We start from the raw sequence: 14,813 nt of genomic DNA, 5'->3' as shown, positions 1-14,813 counted from the left end.
GTCGAGGATGCGGGGCGCCGCAGGTCATTTCAGCCCGGTGCTCGCAACGCTCTCGATGAATCGGCGCTGGACCAGGAGGAACATGATGGCGAGCGGGAGCACCGCGATGAGCGATCCGGCCATCATCACGCCCTGCGGGATGATGCCGCCGGGCCCGGTCAGGAGGGTCAGACCGGAGGTGATGGTGCCCATCTCGGACTCCGTCGTGAACACCAGCGGCCACAGCAGGTCGTTCCAGTTGTTCACGAACGTGAAGATCGCGAGCGTGAGGAGCGCGGGCACCGCGTTCGGGAGGATGACGCTCCGGAAGATGCGCCACTCCGACGCGCCGTCGATGCGCGCCGCGTTGTCGAGGTCGCGGGGGAGTGAGACGAAGAACTGCCGGAGGAAGAAGATGCCGAACGCATCGGCCGCTCGCGGGAGGATGAGACCCCAGAAGGTGTTCACCCAACCGAGGTCCGAGACGAGCTGGTAGATCGGGATGAGCGTCGCCTGGAACGGGATCATCAGGCTCGCGATGATCACGATGAGGAGGACGTTGCTACCGCGGAAGTCGAGTCGGGCCAGCGCGTACGCGGCGAGCGAGTCGAACACCAGCGCGAGCACCGTGACCCCGCCGGCGAAGACGATGCTGTTCCCGATCAAGCGCAGGAACGGCAGGTCGGAGAAGATCCGGGTGAAGTTGTCGAACGTCCACTCCGCCGGGAGCAGGGTCGGCGGGTAGGCGTTCACCTCGGCCACCGGTTTGAACGCGGTGAGCACGATGATGATGATCGGCAGCATGATGGCGAGCGTGACGACCAGGAACGCCCCGAAGAACAGCCAGCGAGTGACATCGATGCGGCGCTTCGGTCGCGGCCGAGGGTGTCGTCGCGTGCCTCGTGGGCTGGCGGTCTGTGGTCGCTCGAGTGTCGCGCTCATGAGACCGCCTCCGTCTTGCGTCCGAGGAACAGGTACTGCACGAGACTCAGCAGGAGCGTGGCGATGAGGAGCACGTACGAGAGGGCGGATGCGAACCCGAGCTCCAGGTCCTTGAAGCCCGAGCTGTAGATCTCCATGACGATCGTCTGCGTACTCCGGTAGGGGCCACCGCCGGTGAGCACGTAGATCTGGTCGAACGCCTGCAGCGCCGCGATGAGGGCGACGATCACGACGAACGCCATCGTGTTGCCGAGCATGGGCAGGGTCACGTTCCTGAAGCGCTGCCACGCCCCGGCGCCGTCGAGTTTGGCGGCCTCGTAGAGACTCGTGGGGATCTCCTGCAGACCGGCGAGGAAGATCACCATGTAGAAGCCGAAGCTCTTCCAGACGGCCACGAGGACGACCGTCGGCATGGCGAGCACGGGATCCTGCAGGACGTTCCCGATCCGGATGCCGATCGCCTGGAGCCAATAGTTGAGCAGACCGATCTGCGGATCGAGGAGGTAGGACCAGGCGAAGGCCGCGACCGCGAGCGACACGATGAACGGGAGGAACAGCGTCGTCCGGAAGAATCCGCGCAGTGGAAGCCTCGGGTGGTTCACGAGGAGAGCCAGCGCGAGGGCCGCGATGATCGCGACAGGGGTGAACATCACCGCGTACACCGCGGTGTTCCCGATGGACCGGAGGATGTCGGAGTCCGCGAAGACCCGGATGTAGTTGTCGAGGCCAACCCATTCCTCCTGGCCGAATCCGCTCGCGTCGGTGAAGGACAGCCGGAGTGCTGAGATCATCGGCCAGCCGACGAACACCCCGAGGATGAGGATGGCCGGTCCAAGGAAGCCGACGATGATCGCACGACGCTTGAACGAGGCGCCGAGCGGCGTGCGCCCACCGAGTTGCGCTGGCGGGCGATACCGCCGGGGTGACTTGAGGGTCGAGGTAGACATGGATTCAGCTTTCCGCGGCGGGCCGCAGCCCGCAGTTCGTGAGGAGGCGGGCACCTGGTCGGTTTCGCGACCAGGTGCCCGGGGATGGAGCTATTCGCCGAGCGCCGCTGTGACCTTGTCCTGGGCCGCCTTGAGCAGTTCCTCGGCGTTCCCGCCGGCGACGGCCTTCTGCGTGGCCTCATCCACGGCGGCAAGCACGTCTGTGCTCTGCACGACGCCGGGAAGCAGCGCACGACTCGTGTCGGCGTGCTCGGTGAGCGCAGCGACGGTCGGGTTCGAGGAGACGTCCGCAGCGGTGATGTCCGTGCGGAGGGGCGGCCAGCCCGAGCCGAGCGACCAGTCGGTGGCGACGGACTTCTCGTTGAAGTAGGCGAGGAACTTCTCGGCGGCGGCCTGCTCGGCGTCGCTGGCCTGCGCCGTGACCGCCATCGAGACGCCGATGGCGGAGGCGGCCTGAGCCTCGGGTCCTGCCGGGATCCCTGCGATGCCGTAGTCGATGCCGGCGTCCTTCGAAACGGAAGCCATCCACGGCCCACCGACGTGCATGGCGGCCTTCCCCGAGGTGAAGAGCTTGTCGGCACCGATGCCGTCGACGCCGGTGGGGGAGATCTTGTCGGTGTTGATGGCCGACGACCAGTACTCGAGGGTCTCGATGTTCTCCGGCGAGTCGACGGTGGCCTTCGTGCCGTCGTCGCTCGTGATCGAGCCGCCGTTGCCCTCGAAGAGGCTCGCCCACAGTCCGTTCCCGACGGTGCCATGGTCGGGGAGGACGAGGCCGTACTGCTCGGGTGTGCCGTCTCCGTCCTCATCGATGGTCATCCGCTTTGCGGCGTCGACCCATTCGTCCCAGGTGCTCGGGAACTCGGTGATGCCAGCTGCCGTGAACAGAGCCTTGTTGTAGAAGACGGAGAGGGGGACGAACCCGGTCGGAACACCGTAGATCGAGCCTCCGACGGTCTCCATCGCGACGGCTTCGGGGTTGAGCTCCGAGGTGTTGCTGGTGTCGGAGGCGTAGAAGTCGTCGAGGCTGACGAGAGCCTTCTTCGACGCGTAGACGGGGAGTCGCTCGGCCGGCATGGCGACGAGTTGCGGCCCGGTGTCGGACGACAGTGCGGGGAGGAGCGTGTCGTCGATGACGGCCCAGGTCTTGGTCTCGGTGCTGATCCTCACGTCGTCCTGCGACTCGTTGAAGTCCTTCACGATGGAATCGAGCACGTCACCGTCGGCTTCGGTGTAGCCGTGCCAGAAGGTGAGTTCGATGGGGCCGGAGGAGTTCCCGGCGGTGTCGGCAGAGCATCCGGAGAGCCCCGCCAGGACGAGTCCGGCGGTTGCCGCCGTGACCATCAGCTTCTTCACTGTGTACCCGCAATCTGCTCCGACGTCGTTGTCGCGGAGGCTGAGGTTGGTGTTTCGAGGACATTTTTACATCGATGTAAAAGTGACGGTAATCGATGGAATCGGTGACGTCAAGCCCTGATCGGGAGCAAGCGCAGATCGTGAGCAAGCGCAGGTCGGGAGCAAGCGCAGATCGGGAGCAAGCGCAGATCGGGGGAAGCTTTGGTCAGGGGAGCGGGCTGGTTGATCGCGAGGAGTTCCGGACGACGAGCTGGAAGTCGATGGCGGTGTCGACCGGCTCGCCTCGAAGCTCGGGCTGCTCGATGCGACGCACCAGGGAGTCGACGGCCGTGCGGGCCGTCGCTTCCCGCCCCGGCGAGATGGTGGTGAGGGTCGGCGTCGAGAACCGCGAGTCCTCGATGTCGTCGAATCCGACGACGGCGACATCCTCCGGCACCCGACGGCCGAGGCGCTGCAAGCTCGCCATGGCGCCGAGTGCGAGCGCGTCGTTGAAGCAGACGACGGCGTCGAACGGGGTGCCCTGTTCGATGAGCGCCTCGATCGCTGCAGCGCCGTCCGCTCGGTGCCAGAGCGGTACCGAGCACACGAGGGCGTCGTCGACCTGGCGGCCGTGCTCGCCGAGGGCGTCGGCGTATCCTCGGAATCGCATCGCCGCAGTGCCGATCGGATCGTGGGGGTTCGCCCCGATCACGGCGATCCGCGAGCGTCCCGAGTCGATCAGGTGGTTCGTGGTCGCCTTGATCGCTTCACGGTTCGACATCGTCACGTGATCGGCCGGGCTCCCTGCATCGCGATCGGCGAGGACGACCACGGGGAAGTCGACGTCGAGGCTGCCGAGGTCGCCCGCCTCCAGGGCGAACGGGCTGAAGATCACGCCGTCGATCGCGTGTCGACGCATCGCGGCGACCGTCGCGATCTCATCGGGGCCGCCGGTGGTCGTCTGCTCGATGAGGACCGTGTAGTTCCGTTCCTGGGCGGCCCGGATCACCGCATCGGCGAGCTCGGCGAAGTACGCCTGGCTGAGCTCGGGAACGGCGAGTCCGATCACCTGTGTGCGCCCGGTGCGGAGGTTCCGTGCCGACACGTTGATCTCGTAGTTCAGCTCCGCGACGGCGGCGAGGACCCGTTCACGCATCTTCTCCGACACGTGCTCGTAGTCGGCGAGGACGTTGGACACGGTCTTCACCGAGACCTTCGCAAGGGACGCGACGTCCTGCATCGTCACGGATCCGCCATTGGAACTCATGTCTCACCTCGTCCTGCGCTCATCGTCGAGGTCAACCGTAACGAATCCTGGCGGATTCGCTGCGCGTGCCGCACGGGTGACGTGAGCGGGCTCGTCCCGTGTGCCGAGGGTTCGTCGCCAGGAACCTCCTCGCCGCACAGACGCTGGAGACCACATCCTCGCGTCGGGCCGACGTCAGCCGCTGCTGGCGTCGTCGCCCGAGTCGGTCACGAGCTCGCCGGGCATGCCACTCGCCGCGAACGCAGCAGCGATGTCCGCTTCGAGCGCCGCATCCGGTTCGGGGAGTTCGACACGGGTGAGGGGAGCGGTGCCGGTGCCGTCGACGTGGATGCCGATCGACCGATCCGAAGCCTCGAGCGACGGGACCATCGCCTCGAGGAAGGCGACGAGCTCCGCTGGAGGCGTCCCGGTGGATTCGATGTCGACGGAGTGGTAGGGCGGGCCGTTGAGCTTCCACGAGGAGCTCCACCGGATCGGGCCGATCGATTCCTCCAGGCGCTCGCCTGCCAGCGACGCGCGGAGCGATGCGATGTAGCCCTCGACGTCCGAGCCTGAGAGGTCGGGGCTGACCACTGACGGCGACAGCTCAGTGCCGACCGAGATCACCCCGGGTCCACGCGTGAGGTGATCCGCGATCGCCGTCCACTGCTCGCGGCTGAACCGGGGCAGACCCTCGATGAACAGCAGCGAGCGGTTGCCGAGCTCCACCGTCGTGACCGTGCACGGCGCGTACCGATCGGCGGGCGCGATGTCCGTCAGCAGGCCGCCGAGGTCGTCGACGGTGGTCTCCTCGCGGACGGACACCCGGAGTTCGCACCGCTCCGGGGAGGTGAAGCTCTGATCGACGGCGAACGCCCTGACCGTCGCGCGGTCGCCGACGACGGCTTCGAGCTCGGACGTCGCGCCCCACGACGCCACCGTCATCGGCGCGCAGGCCCGGAACACCAGGACGCCGCCGACGAGGAGGGCGACGACGATCGCCAGGCCGACGACGATCGGACGTCTCCGCTGGTTCGGCATCGATGAATCCCCCAATTCTGCAACCGAGCCTAGCGGGAGGCCCGCGGCGGGACGCCGACCGGGTCGACCTGCCGGAGCACCTCGTCATCAGGCGCGCGCAGGAGTGTCGGCCGATCGTGTGACACTCGACGACATGGCGGACATCGGGAACAGGACCATCCACGCAGTCTGCTGGGACTGGAACGGGACACTCCTGAACGACGTCGAAGTGGCTCGCACCGCGATGAACACGGTCCTTCGGCAGCGCCACCTGGCGGAGATACCAGATCAGGACGCCTACCGTCGCGTCTTCGGGTTCCCCATCCGCGCTTTCTACGAACGGCTCGGCGTCGACGGAGCGGACTTCCCTGCAGCAGCAGATGAGTACCTCGCGCTGTTCGCCGCCGGTGTCCGTTCAGCGTCGCTGCACCCCGAAGCACGTTCGACGCTGGCCGCGGTGGACCGACTCGGCGTCGAACAGGTCCTCATCTCCGCAACCCCGGCGGACACCCTCGCACGCCAGTTGGCACCCCACGCGATCGAGCACCATTTCGCCCGCATCCACGGCATCACCGACGTCTACGCGGCTTCGAAGGAACACGTCGTCGAGAGCTGGTTGACGGCATCGGGCCACGACCCCGGACACGTGGTCATGATCGGGGACACGAACCACGACGAGGAGATCGCCGACGCTCTCCAGGTCCGCTTCATCCGGTTCCGTCATGGTCATCAGGAACCGCCCACCCACGCCCGACACGCACTGCTCGGCCGTCTGGGCGACCTCGTCGGGCATCTCGCCGGCGAGACGTCGGTCGCTCGGGACTGAACGCGGCGCAGCGGCGGCCGAGGACGGCGCACCCACCGTCACTCACGCTCCGACTGCAATCTGCTCGAAACATGCCGTGTGCGGGGGTGAAACACACGAGTGGCACGCTGGTGCTACCCGACGCGCTTTTGCGGCGTCCCTGCGGAGAGGCACCTCGAATGGATCAAGGAAACACCGCGTTCATCCTGCTGGCAGCGGCGCTCGTGCTGCTCATGACCCCAGGACTCGCGTTCTTCTACGGCGGTCTCGTCAAGGCCAAGAGCGTCATCAGCATGATGATGATGAGCTTCGGCGCACTCGGCCTCATCGGGGTGCTGTGGGTGCTCTACGGGTATGCCATCGCGTTCCCCGGCGCGGAGGGGACCGTGGCACCCTGGGCGATCGACACCTCCAACATCGGCTTGACGGCCGCGCTGGAGACACCTGACGGTGCGGCCTACCCGCCGATGGCGTTCGTCGCGTTCCAAGCCACCTTCGCGATCATCACGGTCGCGCTCGTCTCCGGAGCCATCGCCGATCGCGCGAAGTTCGGCTCCTGGTTGATCTTCGCGGGCATCTGGGCCACGGTCGTCTACTTCCCGGTCGCCAGCTGGGTCTTCAACTTCGGCCTCGCCGACGACGGCAGCTTCGCGTACGGCGGTTGGATCACGCACGGCCTGCAGGACGTCTTCGGCGTCGGCGTCATCGACTTCGCCGGCGGTACCGCCGTCCACATCAACGCCGGTGCGGCCGCCCTCGCCCTCGCGCTCGTGCTCGGTCGCCGGGTCGGATTCAAGAAGGGCGCCTACGTCCCGCACAACCCACCCTTCGTCCTGCTCGGCGCCGGACTGCTCTGGTTCGGCTGGTTCGGCTTCAACGCCGGCTCCGAGCTCGCGGCGGATGGCACAGCATCCCTGGTGTTCGTCAACACGATCGCAGCTCCCGCCGCGGCACTCCTCGCCTGGCTCGTCGTCGAGAAGATCAAGGACGGCAAGCCCACCTCTGTCGGTGCGGCGTCCGGTGCTGTCGCGGGCCTCGTCGCGATCACCCCCGCCTGCGGTTCGCTGCACCCGATCTGGGCCATCGTGCTCGGCGTCGTCGCCGGTGTGGTCTGCGCCCTGGCGATCGAACTGAAGTTCAAGTTGGGCTTCGACGACTCCCTCGACGTCGTGGGCATCCACCTCGTCGGCGGCCTCATCGGAACCCTCTACCTCGGGTTCTTCGCGAACAACACCGGGCTCTTCATGGGCGGCGATGGTTCACAGCTGCTGGTTCAGGCGATCGCAGCGTTCTCCGTGCTGATCTACTCCTTCGTGCTCGCCTTCATCATCGGGTTCGCGATCGAGAAGACGATCGGCTTCCGAATCAAGAACGAGGACGAGATCGCGGGCATCGACACCGTCGTGCACGGCGAAGAGGGCTACGTCCTCACCGACGCCAAGCCCTGACCCGACCCGACGGGGACGAGATGTACGCGGCAGCTGCGGCCCACCCCGCCGCAGCTCCCGCACCTCTCGTCCTCGTCGACGTCGGTTCACGGACACCCGACCGTCACGATGGACGAGATGTGCCGCTCAGGCTCATCCAGTTCGCGGACCTCGTGCGTCAACCCCTCGACCGAGGACGCGGCAGTATCCGCGACATCTGGACGAGCGTCGACACCCACGGTCGCGTCCGCTGGCAGCTCCGCCTCGTCGAGCTCCGCGACGCGACCGGCACGATCGCCGCCCACGACGGCATGGGCCACTCGATCGTCGGGTTCGCTGGACCGCAGGTGGGCGTTCACAGCGGTGCGGTCGAGCGTGTGCTCCATCGCGACGAAGTGCTCACCGTACGCTCGCCCACACTGTTGCTCTCCAGGCCGCCGCTGCGCGCGTCGGGGGCGAGCGCGATCATCCTGCTGAGCTTCACCGCCGACGAGGATCCACCCGCCTTCTCGTTCCGCCCTCGGGACGACGTCTTCGGAGCAGCTCACGACCTCCGGATCGTCCTCGCGCTCCGCGAACCGATCCCGTTCGCCGGGGGAGAGGTCCCGCGCGGCGCCGCGCTCGTGTCAGCGCCGCTCGCCGTCCCGCCGCGGTACCGCTGACCCCGACCGTCCTGCATCGTTCGCAGGGCGCGGCGCCGAACGCACGGCGGCGCTCACCGTGAGGGTTCGATCCGCAACGCGTTCCGGCGCACGTGATCGATCGCCGTCGCCATCGCCCCCAACGCCACCATGTCGGCACCGAGACTCGAAGCGACGAGCAGGGGTGGTTCCGCGCTCATGTATCCGGGGATGATCCCTGACGCGATGTCGAGCATGAGCGACATCGACGGGGCGATCCCGCCCGCGAAGACGATGCGTTCGACATCCAGGAGTCCGCCGAGCACCGCGCTCATCCGAGCCACGCGGTCGGCCATCCGTCGCACCATGTCGAGCGCCACCGCGTCGCCGCCGTCGGCTGCGGCCAGGATTGCGAGCGCATCGACCTCGTCGACCGGCAGCCGGCTGAGGGGGCTGCTCTCAGGGAGTCCGCCGCTCTCTCGGTGCTCACGGCCCCAGTCACGGAGCAGCGCGGCAATGCCTCGTGCCGAACCCACCCCGTCGACGAGATCGAGGAGGTGCAGTTCGCCTGCGCGGCCGCGGCCGCGCACCAGGCGTCCATCCACCACGTAGCCGGCACCGAGCCGTTCACCGGTCACCACCGTGATGTACGAGTCGACGCCGACGCCCGCGCCGCGCGCACCCTCTGCGAGCGCGGCGAGGTTCGCGTCGTTGTCGGTGAGCACCGCACAGCCGTGGTCGCGGAGGTGCTCGCCGAGCCGTGGGTTCATGCGCTCCCAGAACACGTTGCCCTCGGGTGAGTGCCCCTGCGCATCGACGGGCGCCGGCACGCCGAGCACGATGCACAGTGGCCTCACCGCGCCTGCGCGGCGCAGGCCGTCCTCGATGGCCGCGTCGACGGCGGCGACGCGCTCCCCGCTGTCTGCCGCGGGGTCGACGGTGCAGTTCGATCTCGCCACCTCGTGTCCGCGGAGGTCGGTGACGATCGTGGTGATCGAGTGGGCTCCGGCATCGACGCCGACGACGACGCCGGCTTCGACGCGCAGCGCGTAGCGCCGGGCTGGGCGACCCTTGCGGTATTCGGCACCCGCCTGACGCGCATCGTCGAGTTCCGCCAGCCATCCCAGCTCGACCAGTTCGTCGGAGAGCACGATCGCGGTCGATCGGGAGAGTCCGGTCGCCGACATGACGTCGGCGGCGGTGAACGCGGAGGTGGCCCACGCATGCCCGAGGACGGCTTCGATGCTGGAGGAACGCGGCTCCGACCCCGCCGTCGACGTCGTTGCATCCATGACCGACAAGGATACCCACCATCGTGGCCGGCGCGACGACGCCGACGGTTCAACGGGGCTGCGCCGCCGGGCGGGCCGTGAACGGTCACGGAGTCCGGGCTCGGAAACGTGTGATCGAACCGGTGCTTGACCGGGCGGCGAACGGATGGCAGAGTTTCCGTGAGCAGTTGATTTACTCTCTGTATTTAGTCAACGGATCCGTCGAGGAATCCGCGGAAGGACAATGATGTCGAACCCACTGAAACGCGCGATACGCGCCACGGCGGCAGTGGCGAGCGTGACGCTCCTCGCCAGCGTGCTCGTCGCCTGCTCGAGCGACGGACGGGAGACCGTGCACTTCACGTTCAGCAAGCGCGAAGCGTTCACCTTCATGAACCAGGCCGTCGCCGACTACAACGCCTCGCAGCAGCGGTACGAGGTCGTCATGGACACCTCCGGTCCCGACCCGCTCGCGGCGAGCTTCGTGCGCGGCACGCCACCGGACCTCATGCTCTCGAACTACAACCACGAGGTCTCGCGTTTCGTCGAGCGATGCGCGCTCTCCGACCTGTCCGACACGAAGGCCGCCGCCACCATCCGCGACGACCTCCAACCGCTCCTCGACCAGTACGGCGTCTGCGAGGGGCGTACGAGCGCGCTGCCCTACTCCGTGATGGCCGCCTCAGTCATCTACAACAAGACGATCTTCGCCCAGTACGGCCTCGAGGTGCCGACCACCTGGAGCGAACTCATCGCCGTCTCCGACACCTTGAAAGCAGCGGGTGTGGCGCCGTTCTACGCGACGTTCGCCGACGCCTGGACCGCCAATCAGGGGTGGTTCGACTACTCGGTCGGCGGCGCCGTCGACATCCCGGAGTTCTACGACCGCATGGCTCAGGAAGGAACGGAGGTGGGACCGGACGCTCCGGTCTCCTTCGAGAAGGATTTCCTCGAACCCGTCGAGAAGATGCAGCTGCTGGCCAAGGAGTACACCCAGGCCGACGCGCCGAGCCGCACCTACGACGCCGGCAACGTCGGCTTCGCCGAGGGCAAGGGCGCCATGTACCTCCAGGGGCCGTGGGCGTTCAGCCAGATCGAGCTCACCGCACCCGACCTCGACCTCGGTACGTTCCCATTGCCGATGACCGAGGACCCGAAGGATCTCAAGGTCCGCGTGAACCTCGACCTCGTCACCATCATCCCTCAGGAGGCGAAGAACCCCGAGGGTGCGCGAGACTTCCTCGAGTACCTGTTCCAGCCGGAGGTCATCCAGGCCTACAACGAGTCTCAGCTCGGATTCGTCCCGACGGACGACGGCAAGGCTCCGGACGACCCGCGTGTCGCCGGCATGATCCCCTTCTACGACGCCGGCGCGTTCTATCAGGGACCTGGCGTGCTCAACCCGCGCGCGATCCCGACCGAGAACTACGCACAATCGCTGGTCCTCGGCACCGACGCGGCCTCGATGCTCAGCACCATGGACGCGGACTGGGCACGCCTCGCGTTCCGACAGCCGCCCGTGTCGACGAAGGAGGGATCCGAATGAGCGCCACAACATCGATCGTGACCGGAGGGGACCCGAAGGTCCGGCGCAGCCGGAAGCGGGTCGAGCCGATCTACTACGTCTTCCTCCTCCCTGTCGTCGTCCTGTTCACCCTCGCCATCACGGTCCCCGGGGTCGTCGGCATCGTCTTCAGCTTCACCGACTCGATCGGGATCGGCGACTACTCGTTCATCGGCTTCACGAACTACATCGCCGCGTTCAGCGACCCGGCCATCCTCACCAGCTTCCTGTTCACCTTCGGGTTCTCACTCGTGACGGTCATCCTCGTGAACGTCGTCGCGTTCCTGCTCGCTGTCGGCCTGACTGCGAAGATCCGCTTCAAGATGGGCCTTCGTGGGATCTTCGTCATCCCGATGGTCATCTCGGGCATCATCATCGCCTACGTGTTCCAGTTCCTGTTCATGAACTCCGTGCCGGCGGCAGGCTCCGCACTCGGAATCCCGTTCCTCGAGACGAGCATCCTCTCGAACCCGGATCTCGCCTGGGTCGGCATCGTGATCGTCACGGCCTGGCAGTCGATCCCGGGCACGCTGCTCATCTACATCGCCGGCCTGCTCGCGGTGCCCGGCGACGTGTACGAGGCGGCGTCCCTCGATGGCGCGAACAAGCGGCAGCAGCTGCTGCGGATCACGTTGCCGCTGGTGATGGGATACGTCGTGATCAACGTGATCCTGGGCTTCAAGAACTACCTGAACGCCTACGACATCATCGTCGGCCTGACCAACGGCGGTCCCGGCACGTCCACCCGGAGCATCTCGATGACGATCATCCGTGGGTTCCAAACCGGTGACTACGCCTACCAGATGGCCACCGCGACCCTGTTCTTCATCATCACCATCATCATCGCCCTCCTGCAACTCTCGGCGACTCGCGGAAGGAACGCACTCTGATGGCTACGCAGACCGCACTCTCCACCCAGTCCATCACGACCGCGACGGCGAGCACGAAGGAGCGCACCAGGGGGGAGCGGGTGAGCTGGTCCACGACGCTCATCCTCATGCTGTGCGCCGTGACCGTGCTCCTGCCGCTCTACGTGACGATCTCGATGGCGTTCAAGACCGACACCCAGTCGGTCGACGGCAACGCCTTCTCCCTGCCGGCCCCGTTCAGCATCGACGGATTCGTCCAGGCGTGGACGCTCACGAAGTTCCCCGTCGGCTTCGCGATGTCACTGCTCGTCACCGCCGGAACGGTGGTCGCGACGATCATCCTGGCATCCTTCGCCGCGTACGCGATCGTGCGCAACTGGGATCGCCGACTGTTCCGGTTCTCGTTCTTCTACCTGCTCGCGGCGATGTTCATCCCGTTCCCGGTGGTGGCGCTCCCGCAGATCCAGCTCACCGGCCGTGTCGGACTCGACAACCCGTTCGGGGTGATCATCCTCGCGACGATGTTCCAGCTCAGCTTCAGCGTGCTGTTGTTCACGGCGTTCCTGAGGTCGATCCCGCTCGAACTGGAGGAGAGCGCGCGCATCGACGGCGCAAGCACCTGGCAGACGTTCTGGACGATCATCTTCCCGCTCCTCGCACCGATGAGCGCGACGGTCGGCATCTTCGCGTTCCTCTATGCCTGGAACGACTTCATGATGCCCTCGCTGATCATCTCGGACGCGAGCCTGCAGACCCTCCCGGTGCGGCAGAACCTCTTCCAGACGCAGTTCAGCAGCAACTACAACGTCGCGTTCGCGTCGTACCTGATGGCGATGGCGCCCGCGATCATCGCCTACCTGTTCGCGCAGCGCTGGGTGATGTCCGGCGTCACCCAGGGGGCGGTCAAGGGATGACCCTGGCGCCCGCCCCAGCGCGTCACCACAGATCCGTACTCACCTGAGAGACCGAGGGACCACACCGACATGACCGACGTACGATCCGACGACACCCGGCAGGCCATCGAGGCTGAGCAAGCCACCGACGCCAGCTGGTGGCGCCAGGCAGCCGTCTACCAGATCTATCCCCGGAGCTTCGCCGACGCGGACGGAGACGGGCTCGGCGACCTCCCGGGCATCCTCTCGCGGGTCGACTACCTCGCCTCGCTCAGCATCGACGCGATCTGGCTCAGCCCGTTTTACCCTTCAGCGCTCGCCGACGGCGGCTACGACGTCGCGGACTACCGCGACGTCGATCCACGGCTCGGGACGCTGGACGACTTCGACAAGTTGATCGCCGCCCTGCACGAGCGGGGCATCCGGGTGATCGTCGACATCGTCCCGAACCACACCTCGAACCTGCACGAGTGGTTCGGTGAGGCGCTGGCAGCGGGTCGCGGTTCTGCGGCGCGGGAGCGGTACATCTTCCGCGACGGCACGGGCGATGGGGGCGAGGAGCCGCCGACCGATTGGGAGTCGGTCTTCGGCGGTCCTGCTTGGGAACGGGTCGAGGATGGCCAGTGGTACTTCCACAACTTCGCCACCGAGCAGCCGGATCTCAACTGGGATCACCCGGAGGTCCGGGAGGACTTCCTCCGGACCCTGCGGTTCTGGTCGGATCGCGGGGTCGACGGCTTCCGGATCGACGTCGCGCACATGCTCACGAAGGATCTCAGCGAGCCGCTGCCGAGTCGGGCCGAGCTCGAACTGATCCCGCAGGACGGCAACCACCCGCTGATCGACCGGGACGACGTGCACGAGGTCTACGCCGAGTGGCGTCGGGTGTTCGACGAGTACGACCCGCCACGCACCGCTGTCGCCGAGGCGTGGGTGAGTACGTCCGAGCGCCGGGCGAAATACGCCTCGGCCGAAGGGCTCGGCCAGGCGTTCAACTTCGACCTGCTCGAGGCCGACTTCGATGCAGCGGCGTTCCGCACGATCATCGCAGACAACCTTGCGCAGGCGCAGGCGACCGGATCGTCGACGACCTGGGTGCTGTCGAACCACGACGTGACGCGTCATGCCACGCGGTACGGCCTGCCCGCATTGGCAGGTCGCCCCGTGAAGCAGGGCACGGAATGGGTGGCCGCAGGTGGACCCGACGATGCCATCGACCGCGGGCGAGGCTTGCGGCGGGCGAGAGCCGCGACGCTGCTGCTCCTCGGGCTCCCGGGCAGCACCTACCTGTACCAGGGGGAGGAGCTCGGACTGCAGGAGGTCGCTGAGATCGCCGCGGAGCAGCGGCAGGACCCGGCCTTCTTCCGCGGCGGTGAGTTCGACGGACTGGGCAGGGACGGGTGCCGTGTCCCGTTGCCGTGGTCGGCGGACGGGGCGTCCTTCGGCTTCGGTGACGCCGCCGCGCACTTGCCGCAGCCCGCCTGGTTCGCAGACCACGCGGTCGACGTCGAGACTGCTGACCCCGAGTCGACACTGTCGTTGTACCGCGAGGCCCTCGGGATCCGTCGTCTGCTGCAGACCGAGGAACGCCTCGACTGGATCGAGACCGGCCGGACCGACGTGCTGCGCCTGGTCCGACCGAACGGCTGGCAGGTCGTGGCCAACTTCGGCACGGATGCCTTCCCGCTGGAGGCGGAGGAGGCGGATCGTGTCGTACTCGGCACCGCGGAGGATCGCTCGGTGCCGGGCGAGACGACGGTGTGGATCGCCCCGGAAGGCCTCCTCGGCTGAGCCGCTCCCCGTCGACTCTGGGCGCTCTTCCTGCAGGGTGTCCCTGCGACTTCACGCAGAACGCTCCCGAATCGTGGCCTCGGGAGCGTTCTGCGCGGTGGGGG

General features: G+C 67.1%; 13 protein-coding genes. 7 read left to right on the top strand and 6 right to left on the bottom strand.

All coding sequences use genetic code 11. The features are described 5' to 3' along the window. Positions 1-24: 24 nt before the first annotated feature. The 5 genes from KXS11_RS05825 to KXS11_RS05805 all read right to left on the bottom strand — a co-directional run bounded on the left by KXS11_RS05825 (position 25) and on the right by KXS11_RS05805 (position 5,490). Complete coding sequence (locus KXS11_RS05825) at positions 25-921, bottom strand: carbohydrate ABC transporter permease (protein WP_437384608.1); 897 nt, start codon at positions 919-921, stop codon at positions 25-27. Next, positions 918-1,868, bottom strand: coding sequence for a carbohydrate ABC transporter permease (locus tag KXS11_RS05820; protein ID WP_437384607.1), 951 nt, complete (start codon positions 1,866-1,868; stop codon positions 918-920). The genes KXS11_RS05825 and KXS11_RS05820 overlap by 4 nt, the downstream gene beginning before the upstream one ends. A 90-nt stretch (positions 1,869-1,958) precedes the next feature. Beyond that, positions 1,959-3,212 (bottom strand): ABC transporter substrate-binding protein, encoded by a 1,254-nt coding sequence (locus KXS11_RS05815; protein WP_437384606.1) that lies wholly within the window; start codon positions 3,210-3,212, stop codon positions 1,959-1,961. A gap of 217 nt (positions 3,213-3,429) precedes the next feature. Beyond that, positions 3,430-4,470 carry a LacI family DNA-binding transcriptional regulator gene (locus KXS11_RS05810; RefSeq protein ID WP_437384605.1) on the bottom strand — a complete coding sequence of 347 codons (1,041 nt, stop codon included), beginning with the start codon at positions 4,468-4,470 and terminating at the stop codon, positions 3,430-3,432. A 174-nt stretch (positions 4,471-4,644) separates the two neighbouring features. Continuing rightward, a complete protein-coding gene (locus KXS11_RS05805; RefSeq protein WP_437384604.1) occupies positions 4,645-5,490 on the bottom strand; it encodes a hypothetical protein in 846 nt (281 codons plus the stop codon). Positions 5,491-5,623: 133 nt separating this feature from the next. Here KXS11_RS05805 and KXS11_RS05800 point away from each other — a divergent pair, with 133 nt between their 5' ends. The 3 genes from KXS11_RS05800 to KXS11_RS05790 all read left to right on the top strand — a co-directional run bounded on the left by KXS11_RS05800 (position 5,624) and on the right by KXS11_RS05790 (position 8,363). Then, positions 5,624-6,295, top strand: coding sequence for an HAD family hydrolase (locus KXS11_RS05800; RefSeq protein WP_437384603.1), 672 nt, complete (start codon positions 5,624-5,626; stop codon positions 6,293-6,295). A 158-nt stretch (positions 6,296-6,453) separates the two neighbouring features. Continuing rightward, on the top strand, positions 6,454-7,722 hold the full coding sequence (locus tag KXS11_RS05795; protein ID WP_437384602.1) for an ammonium transporter: 1,269 nt from the start codon (positions 6,454-6,456) through the stop codon (positions 7,720-7,722). 20 nt (positions 7,723-7,742) lie between these two features. Next, positions 7,743-8,363 carry a hypothetical protein gene (locus KXS11_RS05790; RefSeq protein WP_437384601.1) on the top strand — a complete coding sequence of 207 codons (621 nt, stop codon included), beginning with the start codon at positions 7,743-7,745 and terminating at the stop codon, positions 8,361-8,363. 53 nt (positions 8,364-8,416) lie between these two features. On the opposite strand, the gene KXS11_RS05785 is transcribed toward KXS11_RS05790, so the two are convergent. Continuing rightward, entirely contained in the window at positions 8,417-9,613 is a 1,197-nt protein-coding gene (locus tag KXS11_RS05785; RefSeq protein WP_437384600.1) for an ROK family protein, read from the bottom strand. Between the two features lie 226 nt (positions 9,614-9,839). Between KXS11_RS05785 and KXS11_RS05780 the strand changes: the two genes are divergently transcribed. From KXS11_RS05780 to KXS11_RS05765, 4 genes are all read left to right on the top strand, one after another. Next, positions 9,840-11,138, top strand: coding sequence for an ABC transporter substrate-binding protein (locus tag KXS11_RS05780; RefSeq protein ID WP_437384599.1), 1,299 nt, complete (start codon positions 9,840-9,842; stop codon positions 11,136-11,138). Next, positions 11,135-12,046 carry a carbohydrate ABC transporter permease gene (locus tag KXS11_RS05775; protein WP_437384598.1) on the top strand — a complete coding sequence of 304 codons (912 nt, stop codon included), beginning with the start codon at positions 11,135-11,137 and terminating at the stop codon, positions 12,044-12,046. Before KXS11_RS05780 ends, KXS11_RS05775 begins: the two co-directional genes overlap by 4 nt. Further along, on the top strand, positions 12,046-12,939 hold the full coding sequence (locus tag KXS11_RS05770; RefSeq protein WP_437384597.1) for a carbohydrate ABC transporter permease: 894 nt from the start codon (positions 12,046-12,048) through the stop codon (positions 12,937-12,939). Before KXS11_RS05775 ends, KXS11_RS05770 begins: the two co-directional genes overlap by 1 nt. A gap of 69 nt (positions 12,940-13,008) precedes the next feature. Then, positions 13,009-14,709, top strand: a complete 1,701-nt coding sequence (locus KXS11_RS05765; protein WP_437384596.1) for a glycoside hydrolase family 13 protein — start codon at positions 13,009-13,011, stop codon at positions 14,707-14,709. The last annotated feature ends 104 nt before the right edge of the window (positions 14,710-14,813 follow it).

The organism is Plantibacter flavus (genome assembly GCF_051487245.1).
Lineage (GTDB): Bacteria > Actinomycetota > Actinomycetes > Actinomycetales > Microbacteriaceae > Plantibacter > Plantibacter flavus_B.
The sequence above is the reverse complement of the archived record's forward strand: the minus strand, read 5'-3'. Positions and strand labels throughout refer to the sequence as shown.

Bases quoted from the DNA above. Each gene is read 5' to 3' on its own strand.
- KXS11_RS05825 (WP_437384608.1), bottom strand. From the start codon at position 921: ATGAGCGCGACACTCGAGCGACCACAGACCGCCAGCCCACGAGGCACG.
- KXS11_RS05820 (WP_437384607.1), bottom strand. From the start codon at position 1,868: ATGTCTACCTCGACCCTCAAGTCACCCCGGCGGTATCGCCCGCCAGCG.
- KXS11_RS05815 (WP_437384606.1), bottom strand. From the start codon at position 3,212: ATGGTCACGGCGGCAACCGCCGGACTCGTCCTGGCGGGGCTCTCCGGA.
- KXS11_RS05810 (WP_437384605.1), bottom strand. From the start codon at position 4,470: ATGAGTTCCAATGGCGGATCCGTGACGATGCAGGACGTCGCGTCCCTT.
- KXS11_RS05805 (WP_437384604.1), bottom strand. From the start codon at position 5,490: ATGCCGAACCAGCGGAGACGTCCGATCGTCGTCGGCCTGGCGATCGTC.
- KXS11_RS05800 (WP_437384603.1), top strand. From the start codon at position 5,624: ATGGCGGACATCGGGAACAGGACCATCCACGCAGTCTGCTGGGACTGG.
- KXS11_RS05795 (WP_437384602.1), top strand. From the start codon at position 6,454: ATGGATCAAGGAAACACCGCGTTCATCCTGCTGGCAGCGGCGCTCGTG.
- KXS11_RS05790 (WP_437384601.1), top strand. From the start codon at position 7,743: ATGTACGCGGCAGCTGCGGCCCACCCCGCCGCAGCTCCCGCACCTCTC.
- KXS11_RS05785 (WP_437384600.1), bottom strand. From the start codon at position 9,613: ATGGATGCAACGACGTCGACGGCGGGGTCGGAGCCGCGTTCCTCCAGC.
- KXS11_RS05780 (WP_437384599.1), top strand. From the start codon at position 9,840: ATGTCGAACCCACTGAAACGCGCGATACGCGCCACGGCGGCAGTGGCG.
- KXS11_RS05775 (WP_437384598.1), top strand. From the start codon at position 11,135: ATGAGCGCCACAACATCGATCGTGACCGGAGGGGACCCGAAGGTCCGG.
- KXS11_RS05770 (WP_437384597.1), top strand. From the start codon at position 12,046: ATGGCTACGCAGACCGCACTCTCCACCCAGTCCATCACGACCGCGACG.
- KXS11_RS05765 (WP_437384596.1), top strand. From the start codon at position 13,009: ATGACCGACGTACGATCCGACGACACCCGGCAGGCCATCGAGGCTGAG.